This is a genomic window from Gordonia sp. PP30, assembly GCF_023100845.1.
Classification (GTDB): Bacteria; Actinomycetota; Actinomycetes; order Mycobacteriales; family Mycobacteriaceae; genus Gordonia.
Map to the genome: position 1 here is coordinate 1,291,011 of NZ_CP095864.1, position 17,459 is coordinate 1,308,469.

Below are 17,459 nucleotides of genomic sequence, written 5' to 3' on the forward strand. Positions count from 1 at the left end.
TGGAATCGGTTCACGTCGCGGCCGGTCTCCTGGCTACGCAGGGTCTACCGGGAACCACACCTTCCCGGGCGCTGAGCGCCCAGTGGCTGGGGACATACCCCGTCGTGGTACCCGGACCTGCTCACAGTGGCGAGAACCGCGCCGGCACTTCACCGGACTTCCCGAACACCGCGACGTCGCCTGCATGGTAGCGCGCGAACGGTGGGACGCTATCGGACAGGTACACAGGTACTTCTGTCGATGATCACCGGCGACCGGGTCCATCGTGGGAACATTCCTTGATGAGGTCACCGCGTGCCGGCATGCATGGCACGGTTCGTCATCGTGTCGGTGCAGTGCTGGCGATCGTCCTCCTCGCCGTCGTCGGGCCGGGGTGGCGATCGGCTCCGGTCTCGGCGGCACCACCGATCCCGCCGCCCTCGGCGGACCCGTTCTACCGATACGACGGTCTGCTCGGCGCCTATGCACCCGGCGCGGTGCTCCGGACCCGGTCGGTGCCCTTCGGCTACCGCGGGGCGACGGCGCCGATCCGCAGCTCCCAGGTGCTGTACAGGACCACCGATCAACAGGGGCGGCCGACGTCGACAGTCGCGACGATCCTTCAGCCCCCGGTCACCGGACCGCCGAAGCTGCTGTCGTATCACATGGCCTACGATGCGCTCGGGCCGCAATGCGACCCGTCGTACACGCTCACCGGCGCGGGTTCCCCCGGCGCGGCCGGAACCCTGGAACAGGGTGTGATCAGCGGATATCTCTCCCAGGGGTACACGGTGGTGGTGCCCGACTACGAGGGCCCCGATCTGCAGTGGACCATCGGGCGGGAGGCCGGATACGCCGCGCTCGACGGGGTCCGCGCGACGCAGAAGATCCTGCGGCTGCCGACGACCACGCCGGTCGCCATGGCCGGATACTCCGGCGGTTCGGTGCCGACGCAGTGGGGCGCGGAGGTGGCGCCGTCATACGCCCCGGAGATCCGGCTCATCGCCGCTGCGGCGGGCGGACTTCCGGTCAACCTCGCGCACAACCTGCCCTACGTCAGCGGAAGCAAGGACTGGGCGGGAGTGATCCCGGCGCTGATCGTCGCCTATCGGCGCGCGTACTCGCTGGACACCGATGCGTTCCTGTCCGCACGGGGCAAGAAGATCGTCAAGACGGTGTCGTCGCAGTGCATCAACGCCTTCGCCGCGAAATATCCGGGGCTGACCGACGCGGACATGGTACGACCGCCCTACCGTTCGCTGCTCGACGTGCCGGGTGTCGTGCGGGCGATCAACGACAACATCATGGGCACATCCGGTACCCCGCGCATACCGATGCTCCTCGGCGTCGGTGACGTCGACGGCACCGGTGACGGGGTGATGATCACCCGCGACGTCGAGAGTCTCGCGTACTCGTACTGCCGCCGCGGTGTGCGGGTGTCGTACGCGCAGTTCACCGGCAAGGCGCATGGAGAGGCGTTCATTCCCTTCCAGGAGCAGACCGCGCGCTTCCTCACCGACCGCTTCGCAAGGAGGCCGACGGCCTCGAACTGCGCCACGCTGAGACCCGGTGGCGGCCTCAGCCCGACCTCGGTGCCGTGACGGCACCGACCGATGAAGGAATCGCCATGGCCGGTCCGTTCGACTCGCACCTGAACCGGGTGTTCAGCAAAGGGTTCTATCGGGACAAGGACTTCGACTTCTCGGTGCGGTGCGTGCTCGGCGCGTCGGCGCACGGGGGCTCGGATGTGGGGGAGGTACTCGCCGCCATCGACGGCGTCCCCGACGGTGATCATCAGCGCTGGTTCGACGCGTGGCTCGCCCTGGGACGACGCGTGCGGGCCGACGCGGACGCCGAACGCGACGCGGGCCGGACGGTGAGCGCATCGTCGTCGTACCTGCGAGCGGCGACCTACTTCGCCGTCGCCGTGAACGCGGCGAGCGCACTCAAGCACGACGACCCGCTCCTTCCGACGTTCCGCCTGCAACGCTCCAGCTGGGACGCGTTCGTCGACGCGTGCGGACAACGTGTCACCCGCGTCCAGATTCCGTACGACGGCACGACGCTGCCCGGCTACTTCTTCCGGACGGTCGGCCACGAGCAGCGCCCCACGCTGATCATGGTCAACGGCAGTGACGGAGCGATCAGCGACCAGTGGTCCTCCGGAGCTGGCGCGGCCCTGGCCCGCGGCTATCACGTGCTGATGTTCGACGGCCCCGGACAGCAGTCGATGCTCTTCGAGCGGGGGACCCGATTCCGCGCCGACTGGGGCGCGGTACTGACGGCCGTGGTCGACTTCGCGGTGGCGCAGGACGGCGTCGACCCCGACCGCCTGGTGGGGTACGGGATCAGTCAGGGCGGCTACTGGCTGCCTAGCGCGCTCGCGACGGAGCACCGGCTCGCGGCCGCGGTGGCCGATCCGGGCGTCGTACGCGTGGCGGCATCGTGGGAGTCGTCGATTCCCGCGAGCTTGATGAAGCTCTTCCACGCGGGAAAACGCGAGGCGTTCGACCGCGACATGGCCCTCGGAATGAGACTCTCGCCGACCGCGGCGCGGACCTGGAAGTTCCGCGCCCGGCCGTACGGGCAAGACAGCTACTACGACACCCTCGCCGAAGTGGATCGATACGTCCTGTCCGACACTGAGGCCGCGCGGATCACGACGCCGCTGATTCTCACCGCTCCAGAACACGAGCAATTCTGGCCGGGACAGTCGGAGATGCTCGCGGAACGGACCGGTGGTCGCGCCGAGGTGGTGCACTTCACCGCGGCGGAGGGCGCCGACTACCACTGTCAGCCGCTGGCGCGCCGTCTCACGGAGACACGGGTCTTCGCGCGGCTGGATCAGATCCTGACCTAGCGTCGCGTGCAGCCCGTGTTCGATGTCAGGCTTTTGATGGCAGGCTGGGACCATGATCTTCATTGTCGCGAAATTCACCGTCAAGCCCGAGTACGCCGACGACTGGATCGCCCTGTCGCGGCCGTTCACCGAGGCGACGCGCGCCGAGCCGGGGAACCTCTGGTTCGACTGGTCGCGCAGCGTCGACGACCCGAACGAATACGTCCTGGTGGAGGCCTTCGCGGACGACGCCGCCGAAGCCCACGTGACCAGCGAGCATTTCCGGACGGCGCAGCGTGAGCTGCCGCCGCTGCTCCAGAAGACCCCGAGCGTCCGGAACGTCCGGATGGACCGGGACGAGTGGGATCTGCTCGGGGAGATGGCCGTCGACTGACCGTCGTCGCCGCGCCGATACACTGAACGCCGTGACGGAAACCTCGGCTGACCACCCGCGTCCTGTCCTCGTCGTCGACTTCGGTGCCCAGTACGCGCAGCTCATCGCGCGACGGGTGCGCGAGGCCCGCATCTACTCCGAGGTGATCGCGCACGACGCGCCGCTGTCGGAGTTCCTCGCCAAGGACCCGGCCGCGATCATCCTGTCCGGCGGCCCGGCGTCGGTGTACGCCGAGGGCGCCCCGACCATCGATCCGCAGCTCTTCGACCAGGGCATTCCGGTCTTCGGCATCTGCTATGGCTTCCAGAAGATGACCGCTGCGCTCGGCGGCACCGTCGCCAACACCGGCGGTCGCGAATTCGGCCGGACCATGCTCGACGTCGCCGCCGCCGACAGCGCGCTGTTCCACGGGCTGCCGGAGTCGCAGCCGGTGTGGATGAGCCACAACGATGCCGTGCAGGCGGCTCCGGAGGGCTTCACCGTGACCGCGTCCACGCCGGGAGCGCCGGTCGCCGCCTTCGAGTGCCTCGACCGGCGCATGGCCGGCGTCCAGTACCACCCGGAGGTGCTGCACACCCCGCACGGCCAGGAGGTTCTGACGCGCTTCCTCTACGAGGTGGCCGGGCTCACGCCGACGTGGACCGCCGCGAACATCGCCGAGTCGCTGATCGCGGACGTCCGCGCCCAGGTGGGCGACGAGGGTCTGGCGATCTGCGGCCTGTCCGGCGGCGTCGACTCCGCGGTGGCCGCCGCGCTGGTCCAGCGCGCCATCGGTGACCGGCTGACCTGCGTCTTCGTCGACCACGGTCTGTTGCGGGCGGGGGAGCGTGAGCAGGTGCAGACCGACTTCGTCGCCGCCACCGGGGCACGACTGGTCACCGTCGACGCCGAGGACACCTTCCTCGGACACCTCGCCGGGGTGTCCGATCCGGAGACCAAGCGCAAGATCATCGGCCGCGAGTTCATCCGGTCGTTCGAGGGCGCCGTGTCCGACGTCCTGGGCGATCAGGCCGCCGCGGGCAAGAAGGTCGATTTCCTGGTCCAGGGCACCCTGTACCCGGACGTCGTCGAATCCGGCGGCGGCTCCGGCACGGCCAACATCAAGAGTCACCACAACGTCGGCGGCCTGCCCGAGGACCTGGAATTCGCGCTGGTCGAGCCGCTGCGCCTGCTGTTCAAGGACGAGGTCCGCGCCGTCGGCCGCGAACTCGGCCTGCCCGAGGAGATCGTCAGCCGTCAGCCGTTCCCGGGCCCCGGCCTGGCGATCCGCATCGTCGGCGAGGTCACCAAGGACCGTCTGGAACTGCTCCGCAAGGCCGATCTGATCGCCCGCGAGGAGCTGACCTCGGCCGGGCTCGACGGCCAGATCTGGCAGTGCCCCGTCGTGCTGCTGGCCGACGTCCGCAGCGTCGGCGTCCAGGGCGACGGCCGCACCTACGGGCATCCGATCGTGCTGCGCCCGGTCTCGTCCGAGGACGCGATGACCGCCGACTGGACGCGGGTGCCGTACGAGGTCCTGGAGATCATCTCCACCCGGATCACCAACGAGGTGCCCGACGTCAACCGCGTGGTCCTCGACGTGACGAGCAAGCCCCCCGGCACCATCGAGTGGGAGTGAGATCCCGCTACGGGATCACCAGCACCTGGCCGACCTGGATGCGGTCCGGGTCCGGTCCGATCACCGCGGTGTTCGCCTGGTAGATCTTCCGCCACTGATCGGCGGCGCCGTACTGCGCCTTCGCGATACGGGAGAGCGTGTCGCCGCCGCGGACGATGTAGGTGTGTTCCGCGGACGACTCGGCGCCGCCGTGCCCGGCCGCTAGGCAGCCGGTGGCCGCCGGAGGTACCGGGGTGGCGACGACGGCGACGGGGGTAGCGGTGTCGGCGGGCGTCCCGCCCGGGTTCGGCGCTTTCGGTACCACCCGGCACTGGAACGCGATGATGAACAGTTCGTCGGGGCCGGTGCTGGTCGTGGTGATGCCGGGATCGACGGGCTGCGGCTCGGGCCGCTGCATCCCGGTGTCCGGCCGCATCGCCGGGACCGACATCTCGAGCTGCGCCCGGCTGACGTGGGTGAGTCGCGCGTTGGGGAAGCGCTCGAGGATTCGTGCGTCGGTCGTCACCGGCGCGGTGTCGGCCGGCGGGGCCGCGGGCTCGGCGTTCACCAGTGACGTGACGGCCGCGATCGGGATTCGCGAGACCAGCGTGGGGCGGTCTGCGCGAAGCAGCCGGGTTCATCTGGCCGAGGGCAGGAAGCCCATCTCCGGCTCTTCCGCGGATTCGCCCGACGGCGCCGGTCCCTGCTGCACCGTGATGTTGCGGGCGAGCACCAGGCCGGTGACGTAGGCGGTACAGCGTCCGGTCGGCGGCGACCCGCCGTCGGACAATCGCTCGACGCCGGCCGGGAAACGCCAGGACGTCGACGCGAAGAGCTGCGGTGTGAACCACGGCCGGTTGACGGTGAGGTACGAGTACTCGAAGGTCACCAGCTTCACCGGTGTCGTCGTGGACCCGCCCAGCCGGGAGCGCAGTGCCTCGGGTGCGCTCGCCGCGAGTCGGCAGAGTTCGTCGGCGGTGACCGTCATCCGGGCCCACGCGGTGTCCACCGCGTCGGACGGGATGTAGCCGGTCGGCAGGTACCGGAGGCCCTCCGTCGTCGTCCAGAAGAAGATCTCCGGAATCGCCGGGTCGAACAGCGTGCGCGCGCCGGCCCACACCGCGGCGGGCAGCGTGGATCCGATGTCCCGGATCGTCTGACGCGCCTGGTCGACGGCCGCGCGCCGCCCGGCCCCGGACCACGCCGCGCCGGCGGCCTCGATCTCCGCCCGCAGCGTCGGCTCGTCCCGCGCCCAGCGGTCTTTGACGTCGGCGTCGTCGCTGAGTTCGGCCTCGCCGCGCCGGTTGTTGTACTCGGTGGTGGCGGCGAGATAGCGGTCGCGGTACCGCTCGTATTCGAGGGCTGTCGCGGTGGGCCGGGGGATCCCGTCCTCGCTGTTCTCGTAGAGGAGGCCGAACGCGGCGTCGTACTTCGCCTTCTCACTCGGGTCCCAGCCGTCTTCGATCAGCTCCGCCCGGGTGAGGACGTCGCCGTAGACGTCCCACAGCGATCCCTGCTCCGTGCTGTTCCAGACGGGTCCGGCGGGGATGCTGTTCACCAGCGTCGAGAACTCGGCGTGCGGGCCGATGCCCGCGCCGAGCGGATCGGTGACGAGGCTGCGCAGGCGCTCGGCCCGCAGACCGATCGGTGACAGGGGATAGGCCTGGTAGGTGCCGTCGTCGGCGAACACCTGCCCGAGTTTGCCCGCGAGACCGAGAACGACCTGAGCATCGATTCCAGCCATGATTCCTCCTTCCGGACGGAGTGCGTGGTTACGCGAACTGCTCTTCGGGGATGTCTTCCAGTGGATTCGGGGCCTTGCCGAGGAGGTGATTGACGAATCCGATGATCTGCATCCCGTCGACGTTCAGGGTCTCCCCGTCCTCGGTCGAGGTGAAGTTCTCCTTGTGGGATTCGTGGCTGTAGTCGGCGTTGAGGCACCACGGGCCCCAGCCCACGCCGCCGCCCGCGGTCACCTTCGACTTCGTGTCGCGGTAGGCGGAGACGAAGTCGCGAGACTTGATCTCGACGTTGCGGACGAACACGGCCTGGGTGGCGTAGCCGACGAACGAGCCGTGCGGCGGCTGCTGGCCGTCGGAGGGCAGATCGTCGAACGTCCAGCCTTCGCCCTTGCGCAGCATCCATCCCCGGTTCGCGAAGAACTCCGGGTAGAAACCGGCCCGGACGATCACGGCCTGCGCCATCTCGAACGTCATGGAGAACTCGCTGACCTGGTGGTTCTCCTGGTAGCTCGACGAATCGCGCCCGCCTTTCGCGTCGAACCTGAACAGGCCGAAGTTGACGCCGCCGCCGGCCTTCCAACTGGTCGCCTCGGACTCCTTGCTCCAGTTGTCGGTCTTGTGGGAGATCCCGATCCTGGTCCAGCCGCCGGAGGTGGCGATGTTGCCGGGTACCAGCGTGGTGTACGGGAAGGGGATCGCGACCTCGGGAGTCGAGATCAGCGCCAGCTGGAACCGCTCGAGCAGGGACTGCTTCCACATGATCATGCTGCGTTCGGTGGTCTGACTGATGTACGCATTCATCTGGTCCACTTCGTTGCGGTACCCGGCGCTGGTCCACTCGTCGGCCGCAGCCTTGACCTTCAAGTAGTAGTTCTGCTGGTTGAGCGCCCAATCGGCGGACGCGGCCTTGCCTTCGGGGCCGGTCGCGCCGGCGGCGGCGACGCGTTTGGTGTTGTACTCGATGACCGCGTCGTTGTACTTGCCGAGCGCGCTGGTGTAGGCGCGCATCACGGCGGACGGTTCGACCGTCTCCTTCTCCTCGTCGGTGATGAGGTCCTTGACGGTCTTCTTCTCCCACAGCAATCCGCGGAACTTGTCGAGCTTCGCCTGCTGTTCGGGGGTGAGTGGATAGTCGACGACCTTCGAGAACTTCAGGATCTGGTGATACATCTCGCTGAGATGCTTCTCGGCGTCCGGCTTGTACATGCCCTGCTGCTTGTCGCTGGTGTAGGCGGCGCCGACATCGGGTACGAAGTCGAGCAGCGCCGACAGCTGGTACGCGTGCATCAGCCGCTCGTTCTGCGTCTCCGCATCCTTCGCCGAGAAGATGCCCGCGCCGCAGAAGTCCAGATCGCTCTCGGAGAACGGCAGACCGGGCATGCACCAGGTGAAGAAGGTATTCGGGTCGGGGGCGACCTTTCCGTCGCCGCCGCCGAGGATGGACTGGTAGATCTGGCCGGTCAGTGCGCTACCGAGATCGTTGAGTGGGAAAGCCATGACGGACTCCTGATCTTCCATGGGGATGAGGTGGGGTTGTGGGGACCATCGTCCGGCCGATCCGGTGCGGTCCATAAGGAGGCTCGACTACCCGTTTCGGCGCCGGCCGGCTACCTGTTCCGAGTGGCGGGTACCCGGTAGGCTCGGCGGGAATGAGCGTCCCCGAGAACTGGATTCCGCACCGCCGTCCCGACGGCGAGGTGATCGGCTGGATCGACCTCGACGCGGCCGCACCCCGGATCGCCCCGTACGACCGGCTCGGCCGCGCGCTCCCGGCGGTCGACGATTGGGCCGAGGCCGAGGAGGCCCTCGACGACCTCGGCCTGCGTTTCCTGACCGGCCGATTCGTGGTCGGGGGCCGCACGGTCCGCATCCGGCACGTGTACGACGATCACGTCGTCGTCACCACCGCCCTCACCGATGCCGTCGGTGACGTGGGCGACGAGTTCCGCGTGTCGTTCCCGGTCGGTGACGACTTCACCGAGGCCGAGCGCCGTCCGGGGAGCCGGGGCTCGGCCTGACCGGCGATGAGTGACTTCGCGACAGCGTGATTGTCGACGCGACGCCCGACCGGGAAGCGACACTCGCGGGTGTCGCGACCGTGACGGATGTCGCGGGCTCCTCACGGGTGTCGCGGCGGCGGGGCGTGCAATCGTGTGCTTGTCGTGACAACTGGCTGAATCGCGTCCGCAGGTCGGTGACCGTGCAGCGCGGTCCGTAGCAGTAGACCGCGGGGCTGCGGACGCCGTCGGGGCCGGTGATCCACCAGTGCTGCGCCGGGTGATCGGTGTTGTAGATCGGCAGGCAGGTCTCGTCGTCGTCCAGGTCGATGACGGCGGCGGACTCCGACCAGTGGAGCGTGCAGCCGATGAGCCCGTGGGTGTCCCAGCGCAGGTGCGCCACCGGCGGATCCAGGTCGAGGCGCAGGTCGGGCGCCACGGTGGGCGCCTTCGCGCGCCGGCGCGACCCGAATCGGAGAACACGTCCCTCGTGTGCGTAAGCGATGCTCATGACCGGATCCTCCGTGGGAAGACTTGTGAATATCTTGGAGAATTCGATCGTCCGCTCCGGCGGCGGCGCGGTCGTAGGTAGCCCGCTACCCGAGTCGGTGCGGCCGTCCGCTTCGTACCTGGGGTAGCCGGGGACGGGGCCGGCCGCACCGGTTTTGCGAGGTTCAAGAGACTTCCAACCGGGCTCCAAACGGGCGGTCATACCTTCTCCTCACCAGCTCGGGCGGGGTGTCCGGGCGGCATACGGAGGAGAAGCCATGCGAGCAATGTTCCGGGCGGCGGCCGTCATCACCGCGACGACGACGCTGGCCATCGGCCTGACGGCGTGCGACGTCCACGTGGGGACGTCACCGGCCAAGCGCACCACCTCATCGTCGACCCCGGCGACCACGACCCAGGTGGATGACGTCGGCCAGACGACGCACCAGACCATCGCCGATTACCTCGCCGAACTGGGCGTGACCGATCAGAAGGCGGAGCCGGGCGTCGACGGCGCCCCCGAACTGTCCATCCCGACGCCCGACGGCTGGGCTGATGCGGGCGACGAGACGCCGGACTATTCGGTCGGCGCGATCGTCTACCGCGGTCCCGAGGTGAAGACCGCGCGCTACGTTCCCAACGTCGTCGCGATCCTGTCGGCGCTGCCGCCCGGCGTGGACCAGGACAAGGTCCTCAGCCTGGCGCGCGGGGAACTGGAGAACCTGCCCGAGTTCTCGCCGTTCGGTCCGCCAACGCGCGACGAACTGGACGGCTTCCCGGCGCTGAAGATCGCCGGGAAATACCACCGCGAGGGAATGCCTGCGGTGATCGCGCAGCAGACCGTGGTGATCCCCGGGCGCGACCACGTCTACGTGTTGCAGCTCAACGCGACCAGCGCGGAGGCCGAGTCGGAGATCCTGATGACCGCCACCGACGAGATCGATCGCGGCACCGAGATCACCACCTGACCTCGACGGAGCTCGGTCGGCGGGCGGAGGAGCTCGGTCGGCGGGCGGAGGAAATCAGCCTGGCGGGCGGGGGAGTTCAGCCGGTCGGCGGACGGAAAGGCCGTGGCCGGCCGAGGGAGAGGCGGCCGGCCACGGCGTCAGGGGCGCCTGCGGAATCCGCTGGCGATCAGCACCACTCCGGCCAGCGTGCCCACCCCGATCAGGACCCACGGCAGCAGGTTCAGGTCGGGCAGGTCGGGGCCGCCGGTGAGGCCCCAGACCGCGACGGCGATCGCCAGGACTCCGGCCATCACCAGGATCGGGGCGCGGCGCGGTTCGAGGGTGCCGGGGTTCTCGTCGTTCATCGCTTCATCTCCACGTCTCCCATGCCCACGTGGGCGTCGATGGTCAGGACGGGGCCGTCGCCGCCGGTCACGCCGGGCGGACAGTGGACGTCGCCGATGCCGACGTCGCACTGCGCCCGCACGCGGACGTTCTCGGGCAGCAGCACCTTGATCTCACCGACGCCCTGCTTCACGGTCACCGTCTTATCGTGATCGATCCGGTCGAGGTGACGCAGGTCGAGCGTGGTGGAACCGACGGTCAGCTGATAGTCGTCGCGCAGCTCCGACTGGTCGCTGACCGACCAGTTGCGGTCGCCGACGCCGCCGCGCGGGGCCGACCAGCCGGACGCGCTCACCAGGGTCGAGACGACGACGATACCGGCCGCCAGGAAGCCGAGCGGGATCAGGCCGGACGCGTGCCTGCCCTCCGGCCGGCGCAGGAACCCGGCCACGACCAGCCCCAGCCCGATCACCATCAGCGACAGCGAGGCGATCCGGCCGACGGTGAACCAGTGCGCACCGGCCAGCTGGGCGGCGGCGCCGCCGACGGCGACCAGGACGGCCAGGCCCATGGTGATCGGGGTCATCGGCGAGCGCGGGCCGCGCGGTGACACGGGCGCGGTGGCCGGGGTCGGTTCGGGCAGATCCCACGCGAAGGGGGCGGCGCCGAGCGGATCCCAGGCGGGCGGGACGGTGCCGTCGCCGGTGTCGTTCGGGTCCGCGGAGGACAGTGCGCCGGTCTTCGCGGTGTCGTCGTCGGAGGGGGAGGCGTCGGCGGCACGCCACGAGTACGACCCGCCCGCCGCGGCGGGCGGTGCGGGGTCGATCGTGGCGGCGCTGGTGCCCTCCGGCGGTATCGGGGTGCGCTGGTAGAGCAGCCACCATCCCACGCCCAGCAGCAGCGTGCCGAGAAGACCTCCGCCGCTCCACGTGCGGTCGCCGCCGAACGTCGCCATCAGCACGATCGCGAGGATGCCCAGCGGGATCAGCGAACCGAACCGGAACGACGTGTCGCGGCGCTCCCGCGCCGAGGCGCCGCGGGAGTGCTCGGACGGCAGTACCACGCAGGCGATGAGATAGATCAGCACACCGGCGCCGCCGAAGACGGTGGCGACGACGAAGGCGACGCGCACCAGCGTCGGATCGACCTGGTACCGGGCGCCGAATCCCGCGCACACACCGGCCACCTTGCGGCCGGACCGGCGGCGCAGCGGGCGCGTCGCCCAGAAGTCGGAGAGGGTCGTGGGGTTCATGACTCCATCCTCGCGGCGGCTCCGCCCGCGCAGTATCGGGAAGGACCCTGAGATGGTCCCTGAACTCTGCCCGCCGGGCGTCCGGTGGTGCGGCGACATGTCAGTATCGAAGGTGATGACGACGACGACCGCGCGCGAGCCCGCCGGACGGGACGCGCCCAAGCTGTACCGGCGCAACGGCGGCAAGGTGATCGCCGGGGTGTCCGGCGGCCTCGCCGACCATCTGGGCGTCGACGTCTTCCGCGTGCGCGTGGTCTTCGTCGTGCTGGCCGCTCTCGCCGGCGCGGGCGCCTTCGCGTACGCCGCGCTCTGGTTCTTCTGCCCGCCGGGCGACGATACCGCCCGGCCCGGCCCGGCCGAACGGCGACAGGCCTACGGGCTGGTCGCGCTCGGCGCGGTGGCGCTGGTGGTGAGCATGCTGGTGGCGGCCAACGCCCCCGCTCAGCAGCTGGTCGCGGTGGTCTTCGTGCTCGGCGGCGCCGGACTGGTCTGGCGTGAGGTCGACGTCACCGGCGTCGGCGGACGGCGCACGGTGGTCACCTGGCTGCGGGTCGGCGCCGGTGCGCTGTTGGTGATCGGCGGCCTGGTGGTGATGGTGGTCGCCAGCGGCTCGGTGCTCGGCGGCATGAATTCGACGGTGCTCGCCGTGCTGGCCACCCTGGTCGGCGTGATCCTGCTGACCGTGCCGCTCTGGATGCGGCTGATCCGGGCACTCGACGCCGAGCGCGCCGAACGGATCCGGACCGCCGAACGCGAGGAGATCGCGTCGCACCTGCACGACTCCGTGCTGCAGACCCTCGCACTGATCCAGAAGCAGTCGGGCGACCCGGACACCGTCGCACGACTGGCCCGCCGGCAGGAACGCGAGCTGCGCACCTGGCTGTTCGGCGATCCGGCGCAGCGCCGCGAGTCGTTCGCGGCGGCGATCGCGGCGCTGGCCGCCGAGATCGAGGAGTCGTACGGGACGGAGATCGAGGCGGTGACCGTCGGCGACACCACGCCCGAGGAGTTGCGCGACGAGGCGTGGGCGCGCTCGGCGTCGTCGTTGATCGCCGCGACGCGCGAGGCGCTGGTGAACGCCGCCAAGCATTCCGGGGCGCAGCAGGTGGACGTGTACGCCGAGGTGCGCGGCGATCGCATCGAGGTGTTCGTCCGCGACCGCGGCTGCGGCTTCGAGCCGGATGCGGTCGACGACGACCGGCAGGGCATCGCCCGGTCGATCAATGCGCGCATGGAGCGCGCGGGCGGCTGCGCCCAGGTGCGGTCGACGCCCGGCCGCGGTACCAATGTCACGCTGACGCTGCCGCGGGCCTCGACAGGCTCGGCCGGCGGGGAGGGTTCGGCCGGCGGGGAGGGCTCGACCGGCGGCGGGGACGATTCACAGGAGGATTCATGACGTATCGGGTGTTTCTGGTCGACGACCACGCGGTCTTCCGCTCCGGGGTCCGCGCCGAACTGGCCAGCGAGGACGGGCTCGACGTGGTCGGCGACGCAGGCACCGTCGCCGAGGCGGTCGCCGGGATCACGCGGGTGCGCCCCGATGTGGTGCTGCTCGACGTGCACATGCCGGCCGGGGGCGGGGTGGCGGTGCTGCGCGGGGTGACCGATGCGCTCGGCTCCGACGCCCCGGTCTTCCTCGCGCTCTCGGTGTCCGACGCCGCCGCCGACGTGATCGCCACCATCCGGGCCGGGGCCCGCGGGTATGTGACCAAGACGATCAGCGGACCCGAACTGGCCGATGCGGTACGACGCGTCGCCGAGGGCGACGCCGTCTTCAGTCCGCGCCTGGCCGGCTTCGTTCTCGATTCCTTCACCGGCCGGTCGCCTGCGGGTGAACCGGCGCTCGACCCGGAGCTGGACTCGCTGACCAAACGCGAGATGGAGGTGCTGCGGCTGCTCGCCCGCGGCTACACCTACCGGGAGATCGCCGAAGAACTGTTCATCTCGGTCAAGACGGTGGAGACCCACGCGTCGAACGTGCTGCGCAAGACGCAGCAGTCCAATCGCAACGCCCTCACTCGCTGGGCGGTGAACCGGCAGATCGGCTGAGCCCGCCGGCTCCGCTCAGGAACCACCGGTCGAGCCGTTAGGCGAGACCGAGTCGAAGCCCCGCCTAGCTGCCGCCGGTCTTGTCGATGATGACCATGGCCAGCGGATCGGCGGGCTCGGGTTCGGTGATCTCGTCCTCGTCGTCGCCGGCCTTGTCTTCGGTGTCTTCGTCCTCGGTGGTCTCGGTCCCGGTGGTCGCGGGTTCGACATCGTCGTCCGTCTCGGTCTCGTCCGCAACGGCATCGTCCGCGTCCCCGTCGGCCGCGTCCGCACCGGCTCGGGCGGCGGGTGTCCGATCGATACTGACCCGGATCCGCCAGCGGAGCGGACGGAGAGCCAGGGCCGTGCCGATGCAGAGGATCGCGAGCAGCACCAGCGCGCCGATGACGAAGCCGAGCACCGGCACGTTGAGGAATTCCCGGCCCATCTTCCCGGGCAGCGGGTGCAGGGTGATCTGGTGGATGAAACCGCCGATCAGCCAGGCCGGATCGGCCAGCGCGATGATCGGGACCGCGGTCGCGGCGAGTGCGGCGAGCGCCGCGATCCAGAGCGCCCAGACGGTCACTCGCGGGCGGGAGACGAACAGGGTGAGCGCGGCCAGGAGGCCGACGGCGCCCGCGGCGATCACATACCAGCCGTACGGCCGGGGGCCGACGTGCAGTGCGGCGTAGGCGGCGTCGTGGGTCCGCCCGATCCCGTCCCAGCCGACCGGGGTGCCGAGCGTGTAGAGCGATACCCAGGGGACAAAGACGGTGCCGATGGTCAGTACGGCCATCAGACCGATCGCGGACGCGTAAAGGCGGCGCTGGGACGGCTGCATGCTTCCCGAATCTACTCGGCGCCGGCGGGGGTGGCCGGTGCCGGCGTCGGTGCTGGAGCGCGGTGGCGGAGCGCACTGACCGCGGCGGCCACCAGAAGCGCGGCCATCAGGACCAGCACCACGGTCAGTGAGATCAGCGTCGGACGTTTCAGGACCATGTCGCGAATCATGCTCGTGTAGTGCCCGCCGAGCATGTCGCCCACCCCGAGCGCCGTGAAGGCCGGTTCCAGGAAGATCCGCGGGTTGACGAGGACCATGATCGGGACCGCGGCGGCCCACAGTGAGAACAGCGCGGCCACCCAGCGCAGCGCGGTCGCGAGAGCGCGCAGGGCGGGCACGACCATCGCGACGGCGGTGAGGAGAGCGATGACGGCGACCAGGACCACGAAGTCGCCGAGCGGCCGGGCCGCGAGATCGTTCTGCGGGGAGTGGTAGTCGACGGAGCCGAAACCGTTCCAGTTCATCGGGACGCCGATCCGATCGGTGCTGGCCCAGGGCAGCGCGGTGAGCACGATGGCGACGATCGCCAGCGCCGCGATGACCAGTGCGTATACCCGTTGCTGCATGCCGATCGGTCTCCTCGTTGACGGTTGTCGGACCCCGTCGCTATCTTTAGAACATCAGTTCGATGAGCGGTATCTTCCCTGCCGCGAAGCGAATGGTCGTCCAAGCGAGGGGAAGCGCATGTCCGATCACCAGAACCCGCGGCCGGGCGGGATCGCCGAGCCCAGTGTAGGCAGGCCCGCCACCGTGGCGGCGCTGCGACGCACGCTCGCGCAGTTGTCGCCGGGTGGGCTCGCCGCCGCCGTGCTGCCGGTGCCCGCGCCCATCGCGGAGCTGCTTCCGCGGCGCGGACTGGCGCCGGGGACGACGGTCGAGGTGAGCGGGGCGATGACCCTGCCGGTGGCCCTGCTGGCCGCGGCCACCTCCTCGGGGGCCACCGCGGCGCTCGTCGGACTGCCGCGGCTGAATCTGGCGATGGCGGCCGATCTCGGGGCCGATCTGGACCGCATCGCGGTGGTCGGGGAACCGGGGGTCGATGCCCTGGAGGTGGCCGGGGTGCTGCTCGACGGGCTCGACCTGGTGCTGGTCGGCACGCCCCGGGTGATGCCGGCGCGGGCCCGGGTGCTGGCCGGCCGGGCACGACGCCAAGCGGCGACGCTGGTGGCGGTCGGCGATCCCGGCGCGTGGCCCGGTGCGGCGGTGCGGATGGCGGCGCAGGTGGCCGGTTATCGGCACCTGCCGTTGCGTCGCAACGGTTACGGCCGGATCGGCGGACTGCAGGTGGACATCGAGGTGGCCGGCACCGGAATCGTGCCGCGCGGGGTGCGCTGTGAGCTCGTCATGCCGGGTATCGGGGAAGAAGGTGCGCTGCGGCTGGTCTCGGTGGCCGAGCGCGAGAGCCGATGGCAGGTGGCGAATTGAGCCGGGTGCTGGTGCTGTGGTGTCCGGACTGGCCGGCCGCCGCGGCGGCGCAGTTCCTCGACGTGGCGGTGACCGAACCGGTGGCGACGCTGGCGGCGGGGAAGGTGGTCGCGTGCACGCGGGCGGCACGACGCGCCGGGGTGCGCCGCGGCATGCGGAAACGCCAGGCCCAGGCCGCATGCCCGGAACTGCTGGTGACGCCGTCCGATCCGCATCGCGACGGGCGGCTCTTCGATCCGGTGGCCGCTGCGGTCACCGCCGTCGTGCCGATGACCGAGGTGCTGCGCCCCGGGCTGCTGGCGGTGGCGGCCGACCGGGCCGCCCGCTATTTCGGTGGCGAGACCGGGCTGGGCGAGGCGGTGGCCGAGGCCGTCGAAAGCCTCGGGATCGCCGCGCAGGTGGGCGTCGCCGATCAGCTGTTCACCGCGGTGCTGGCCGCCCGGGCCGGGTGCGCCGTCCCGCCCGGCGGCGATGCCGAGTTCCTCGCGCCGCGGCCGATCGCCGACCTGGTGATCGAGCCGTCGCTCTCCGCGCCGGGCCGCGACGATCTGGTGAATCTGCTGTGGCGCTTGGGGCTCCGCACGCTGGGGGCGTTCGCGAAACTGGAGACGGTCGACGTGGCCTCGCGGTTCTCGCCGGACGGGGTGGTGGCGCATCGGCTCGCGGCGGCCCGGCCCGGCCGCCGACCCGCCCGCGCCCCGATACCACCGGAGATCGAGGTGACCTACGAGTGCGATCCGCCCGTCGACCGGATCGACGCGGTCGCCTTCCTCGGGCGCCGCTTGGCGGAGGAGCTGCACGGCAGGCTGTCGTCGGCGGCGCTGGCGTGCACCCGGCTGACGGTGCACGCGGTGACCGAACTCGGCCAGGAGCACTCGCGGACCTGGCGGTGCGCCGAGCCGCTGACCCCGGAGTCGACCGCCGACCGGATCCGGTGGCAGCTGGAGGGCTGGCTGACCCGTACCCGGGGTTCGCTCGAGGCGCCCGACTCGCCGCTGGTGCGGCTGCGCTTGGAGCCGGTGGAACTGGTGAATCCGGGGATGCTGCAGCACGCGCTGACCGGCGCGGGACTGCCCGGTGAGGCGGCGAACGGGCTGGGGGAGAAGGCGCGACGCTCCCTGGTCCGGGTGCAGGGGCTGCTGGGCGGCGAGGCCGTCCGGGTCCCGGTGCGCAGCGGCGGCCGCGGACCGGCCGAGCGGGTGTCGCTGGTGGCCTACGGCGACGACCGGGTCCCCGAGCGTCCGGTCGAGGCGGCCTGGCCGGATGCGCTGGCCCGGCCGCTGCCCGCGCTGCTCACCACCGGCGAGGTGGAGTTGTTCGACGCCGCGGGTGAGCCGGTCGCGGTGACCGGCCGCGGTGCGTTCAGCGCCGAGCCAGTCGAACTCCGGATGGCGGCCGCACCGCACCGGGTCTGCTGGTGGGCGGGCCCCTGGCCGTTCGGTGTCGACTCGCCGGCCGAACCCGACGCGGTGATGGCCCGCGCGCAGGTGCTGCTGGAGCCCCCGGCGGACTCGCGGCCGTCGCGCGCGCTGCTGCTCTGCTACCGCGGGGCCCGCTGGAAGGTGGAGGGGGTGTACGAGTGAG

General features: G+C 70.6%; 18 protein-coding genes and 1 riboswitch. Of the genes, 10 read left to right on the top strand and 8 right to left on the bottom strand.

Annotation, left to right across the window (positions count from 1 at the left end):
• Nucleotides 1–2 precede the first annotated feature (2 nt).
• Nucleotides 3–188: riboswitch (cobalamin riboswitch) on the bottom strand.
• A gap of 114 nt (nt 189–302) precedes the next feature.
• From MYK68_RS05980 to guaA, 4 genes are read left to right on the top strand one after another with little or no spacing between them, the layout of a single operon-like run.
• Nucleotides 303–1,580: a lipase family protein gene (locus tag MYK68_RS05980; protein ID WP_247867942.1), complete on the top strand. Its 1,278-nt coding sequence runs from the start codon at nt 303–305 to the stop codon at nt 1,578–1,580.
• 26 nt (nt 1,581–1,606) lie between these two features.
• The gene (locus MYK68_RS05985; protein WP_247866943.1) at nt 1,607–2,839 is read left to right on the top strand and encodes an alpha/beta hydrolase family protein; all 1,233 of its coding nucleotides are present in this window, start codon (nt 1,607–1,609) and stop codon (nt 2,837–2,839) included.
• Nucleotides 2,840–2,891: 52 nt separating this feature from the next.
• Entirely contained in the window at nt 2,892–3,212 is a 321-nt protein-coding gene (locus MYK68_RS05990) for a putative quinol monooxygenase (RefSeq protein ID WP_247866945.1), read from the top strand.
• Between the two features lie 31 nt (nt 3,213–3,243).
• Nucleotides 3,244–4,830 (top strand): glutamine-hydrolyzing GMP synthase, encoded by a 1,587-nt coding sequence (guaA, locus tag MYK68_RS05995; protein WP_247866947.1) that lies wholly within the window; start codon nt 3,244–3,246, stop codon nt 4,828–4,830.
• A gap of 7 nt (nt 4,831–4,837) precedes the next feature.
• Here the strand turns inward: guaA and MYK68_RS06000 are convergent, their stop codons facing one another.
• The 3 genes from MYK68_RS06000 to MYK68_RS06010 all read right to left on the bottom strand — a co-directional run bounded on the left by MYK68_RS06000 (nt 4,838) and on the right by MYK68_RS06010 (nt 8,048).
• Entirely contained in the window at nt 4,838–5,335 is a 498-nt protein-coding gene (locus MYK68_RS06000; RefSeq protein WP_247866948.1) for a LysM peptidoglycan-binding domain-containing protein, read from the bottom strand.
• 111 nt (nt 5,336–5,446) lie between these two features.
• Nucleotides 5,447–6,553, bottom strand: a complete 1,107-nt coding sequence (locus MYK68_RS06005) for a hypothetical protein (protein WP_247866950.1) — start codon at nt 6,551–6,553, stop codon at nt 5,447–5,449.
• Between the two features lie 28 nt (nt 6,554–6,581).
• On the bottom strand, nt 6,582–8,048 hold the full coding sequence (locus tag MYK68_RS06010; RefSeq protein WP_247866952.1) for a hypothetical protein: 1,467 nt from the start codon (nt 8,046–8,048) through the stop codon (nt 6,582–6,584).
• Nucleotides 8,049–8,200: 152 nt separating this feature from the next.
• On the opposite strand from MYK68_RS06010, the gene MYK68_RS06015 reads away from it, so the two are divergent.
• Nucleotides 8,201–8,569 (top strand): hypothetical protein, encoded by a 369-nt coding sequence (locus MYK68_RS06015; RefSeq protein ID WP_247866953.1) that lies wholly within the window; start codon nt 8,201–8,203, stop codon nt 8,567–8,569.
• Here the strand turns inward: MYK68_RS06015 and MYK68_RS06020 are convergent.
• Nucleotides 8,526–9,059, bottom strand: a complete 534-nt coding sequence (locus MYK68_RS06020) for a hypothetical protein (protein ID WP_247866955.1) — start codon at nt 9,057–9,059, stop codon at nt 8,526–8,528. The two genes, MYK68_RS06015 and MYK68_RS06020, sit on opposite strands and share 44 nt — an antisense overlap.
• Before the next feature lie 256 nt (nt 9,060–9,315).
• Here MYK68_RS06020 and MYK68_RS06025 point away from each other — a divergent pair, with 256 nt between their 5' ends.
• Complete coding sequence (locus MYK68_RS06025; RefSeq protein WP_247866956.1) at nt 9,316–10,005, top strand: LpqN/LpqT family lipoprotein; 690 nt, start codon at nt 9,316–9,318, stop codon at nt 10,003–10,005.
• A 137-nt stretch (nt 10,006–10,142) separates the two neighbouring features.
• Here the strand turns inward: MYK68_RS06025 and MYK68_RS06030 are convergent, their stop codons facing one another.
• Both MYK68_RS06030 and MYK68_RS06035 read right to left on the bottom strand, forming a co-directional pair.
• The gene (locus MYK68_RS06030) at nt 10,143–10,349 is read right to left on the bottom strand and encodes a hypothetical protein (RefSeq protein WP_247866958.1); all 207 of its coding nucleotides are present in this window, start codon (nt 10,347–10,349) and stop codon (nt 10,143–10,145) included.
• Nucleotides 10,346–11,581 carry a PspC domain-containing protein gene (locus tag MYK68_RS06035; protein WP_247866959.1) on the bottom strand — a complete coding sequence of 412 codons (1,236 nt, stop codon included), beginning with the start codon at nt 11,579–11,581 and terminating at the stop codon, nt 10,346–10,348. The genes MYK68_RS06030 and MYK68_RS06035 overlap by 4 nt, the downstream gene beginning before the upstream one ends.
• A gap of 115 nt (nt 11,582–11,696) precedes the next feature.
• On the opposite strand from MYK68_RS06035, the gene MYK68_RS06040 reads away from it, so the two are divergent.
• Nucleotides 11,697–12,977 carry an ATP-binding protein gene (locus MYK68_RS06040; RefSeq protein ID WP_247867943.1) on the top strand — a complete coding sequence of 427 codons (1,281 nt, stop codon included), beginning with the start codon at nt 11,697–11,699 and terminating at the stop codon, nt 12,975–12,977.
• A complete protein-coding gene (locus MYK68_RS06045; RefSeq protein ID WP_247866961.1) occupies nt 12,974–13,630 on the top strand; it encodes a LuxR C-terminal-related transcriptional regulator in 657 nt (218 codons plus the stop codon). Before MYK68_RS06040 ends, MYK68_RS06045 begins: the two co-directional genes overlap by 4 nt.
• 64 nt (nt 13,631–13,694) lie before the next feature.
• Here MYK68_RS06045 and MYK68_RS06050 read toward each other — a convergent pair whose 3' ends face one another.
• Both MYK68_RS06050 and MYK68_RS06055 read right to left on the bottom strand, forming a co-directional pair.
• Nucleotides 13,695–14,450 carry a hypothetical protein gene (locus MYK68_RS06050; protein ID WP_247866963.1) on the bottom strand — a complete coding sequence of 252 codons (756 nt, stop codon included), beginning with the start codon at nt 14,448–14,450 and terminating at the stop codon, nt 13,695–13,697.
• 11 nt (nt 14,451–14,461) lie between these two features.
• On the bottom strand, nt 14,462–15,016 hold the full coding sequence (locus tag MYK68_RS06055; RefSeq protein ID WP_247866965.1) for a hypothetical protein: 555 nt from the start codon (nt 15,014–15,016) through the stop codon (nt 14,462–14,464).
• 118 nt (nt 15,017–15,134) lie between these two features.
• On the opposite strand from MYK68_RS06055, the gene imuA' reads away from it, so the two are divergent.
• Nucleotides 15,135–15,875 (top strand): DnaE2-dependent mutagenesis accessory factor ImuA', encoded by a 741-nt coding sequence (imuA', locus tag MYK68_RS06060; RefSeq protein WP_247866966.1) that lies wholly within the window; start codon nt 15,135–15,137, stop codon nt 15,873–15,875.
• Nucleotides 15,857–17,458: a DNA polymerase Y family protein gene (locus tag MYK68_RS06065; RefSeq protein ID WP_247866968.1), complete on the top strand. Its 1,602-nt coding sequence runs from the start codon at nt 15,857–15,859 to the stop codon at nt 17,456–17,458. The genes imuA' and MYK68_RS06065 overlap by 19 nt, the downstream gene beginning before the upstream one ends.
• The last annotated feature ends 1 nt before the right edge of the window (nt 17,459 follow it).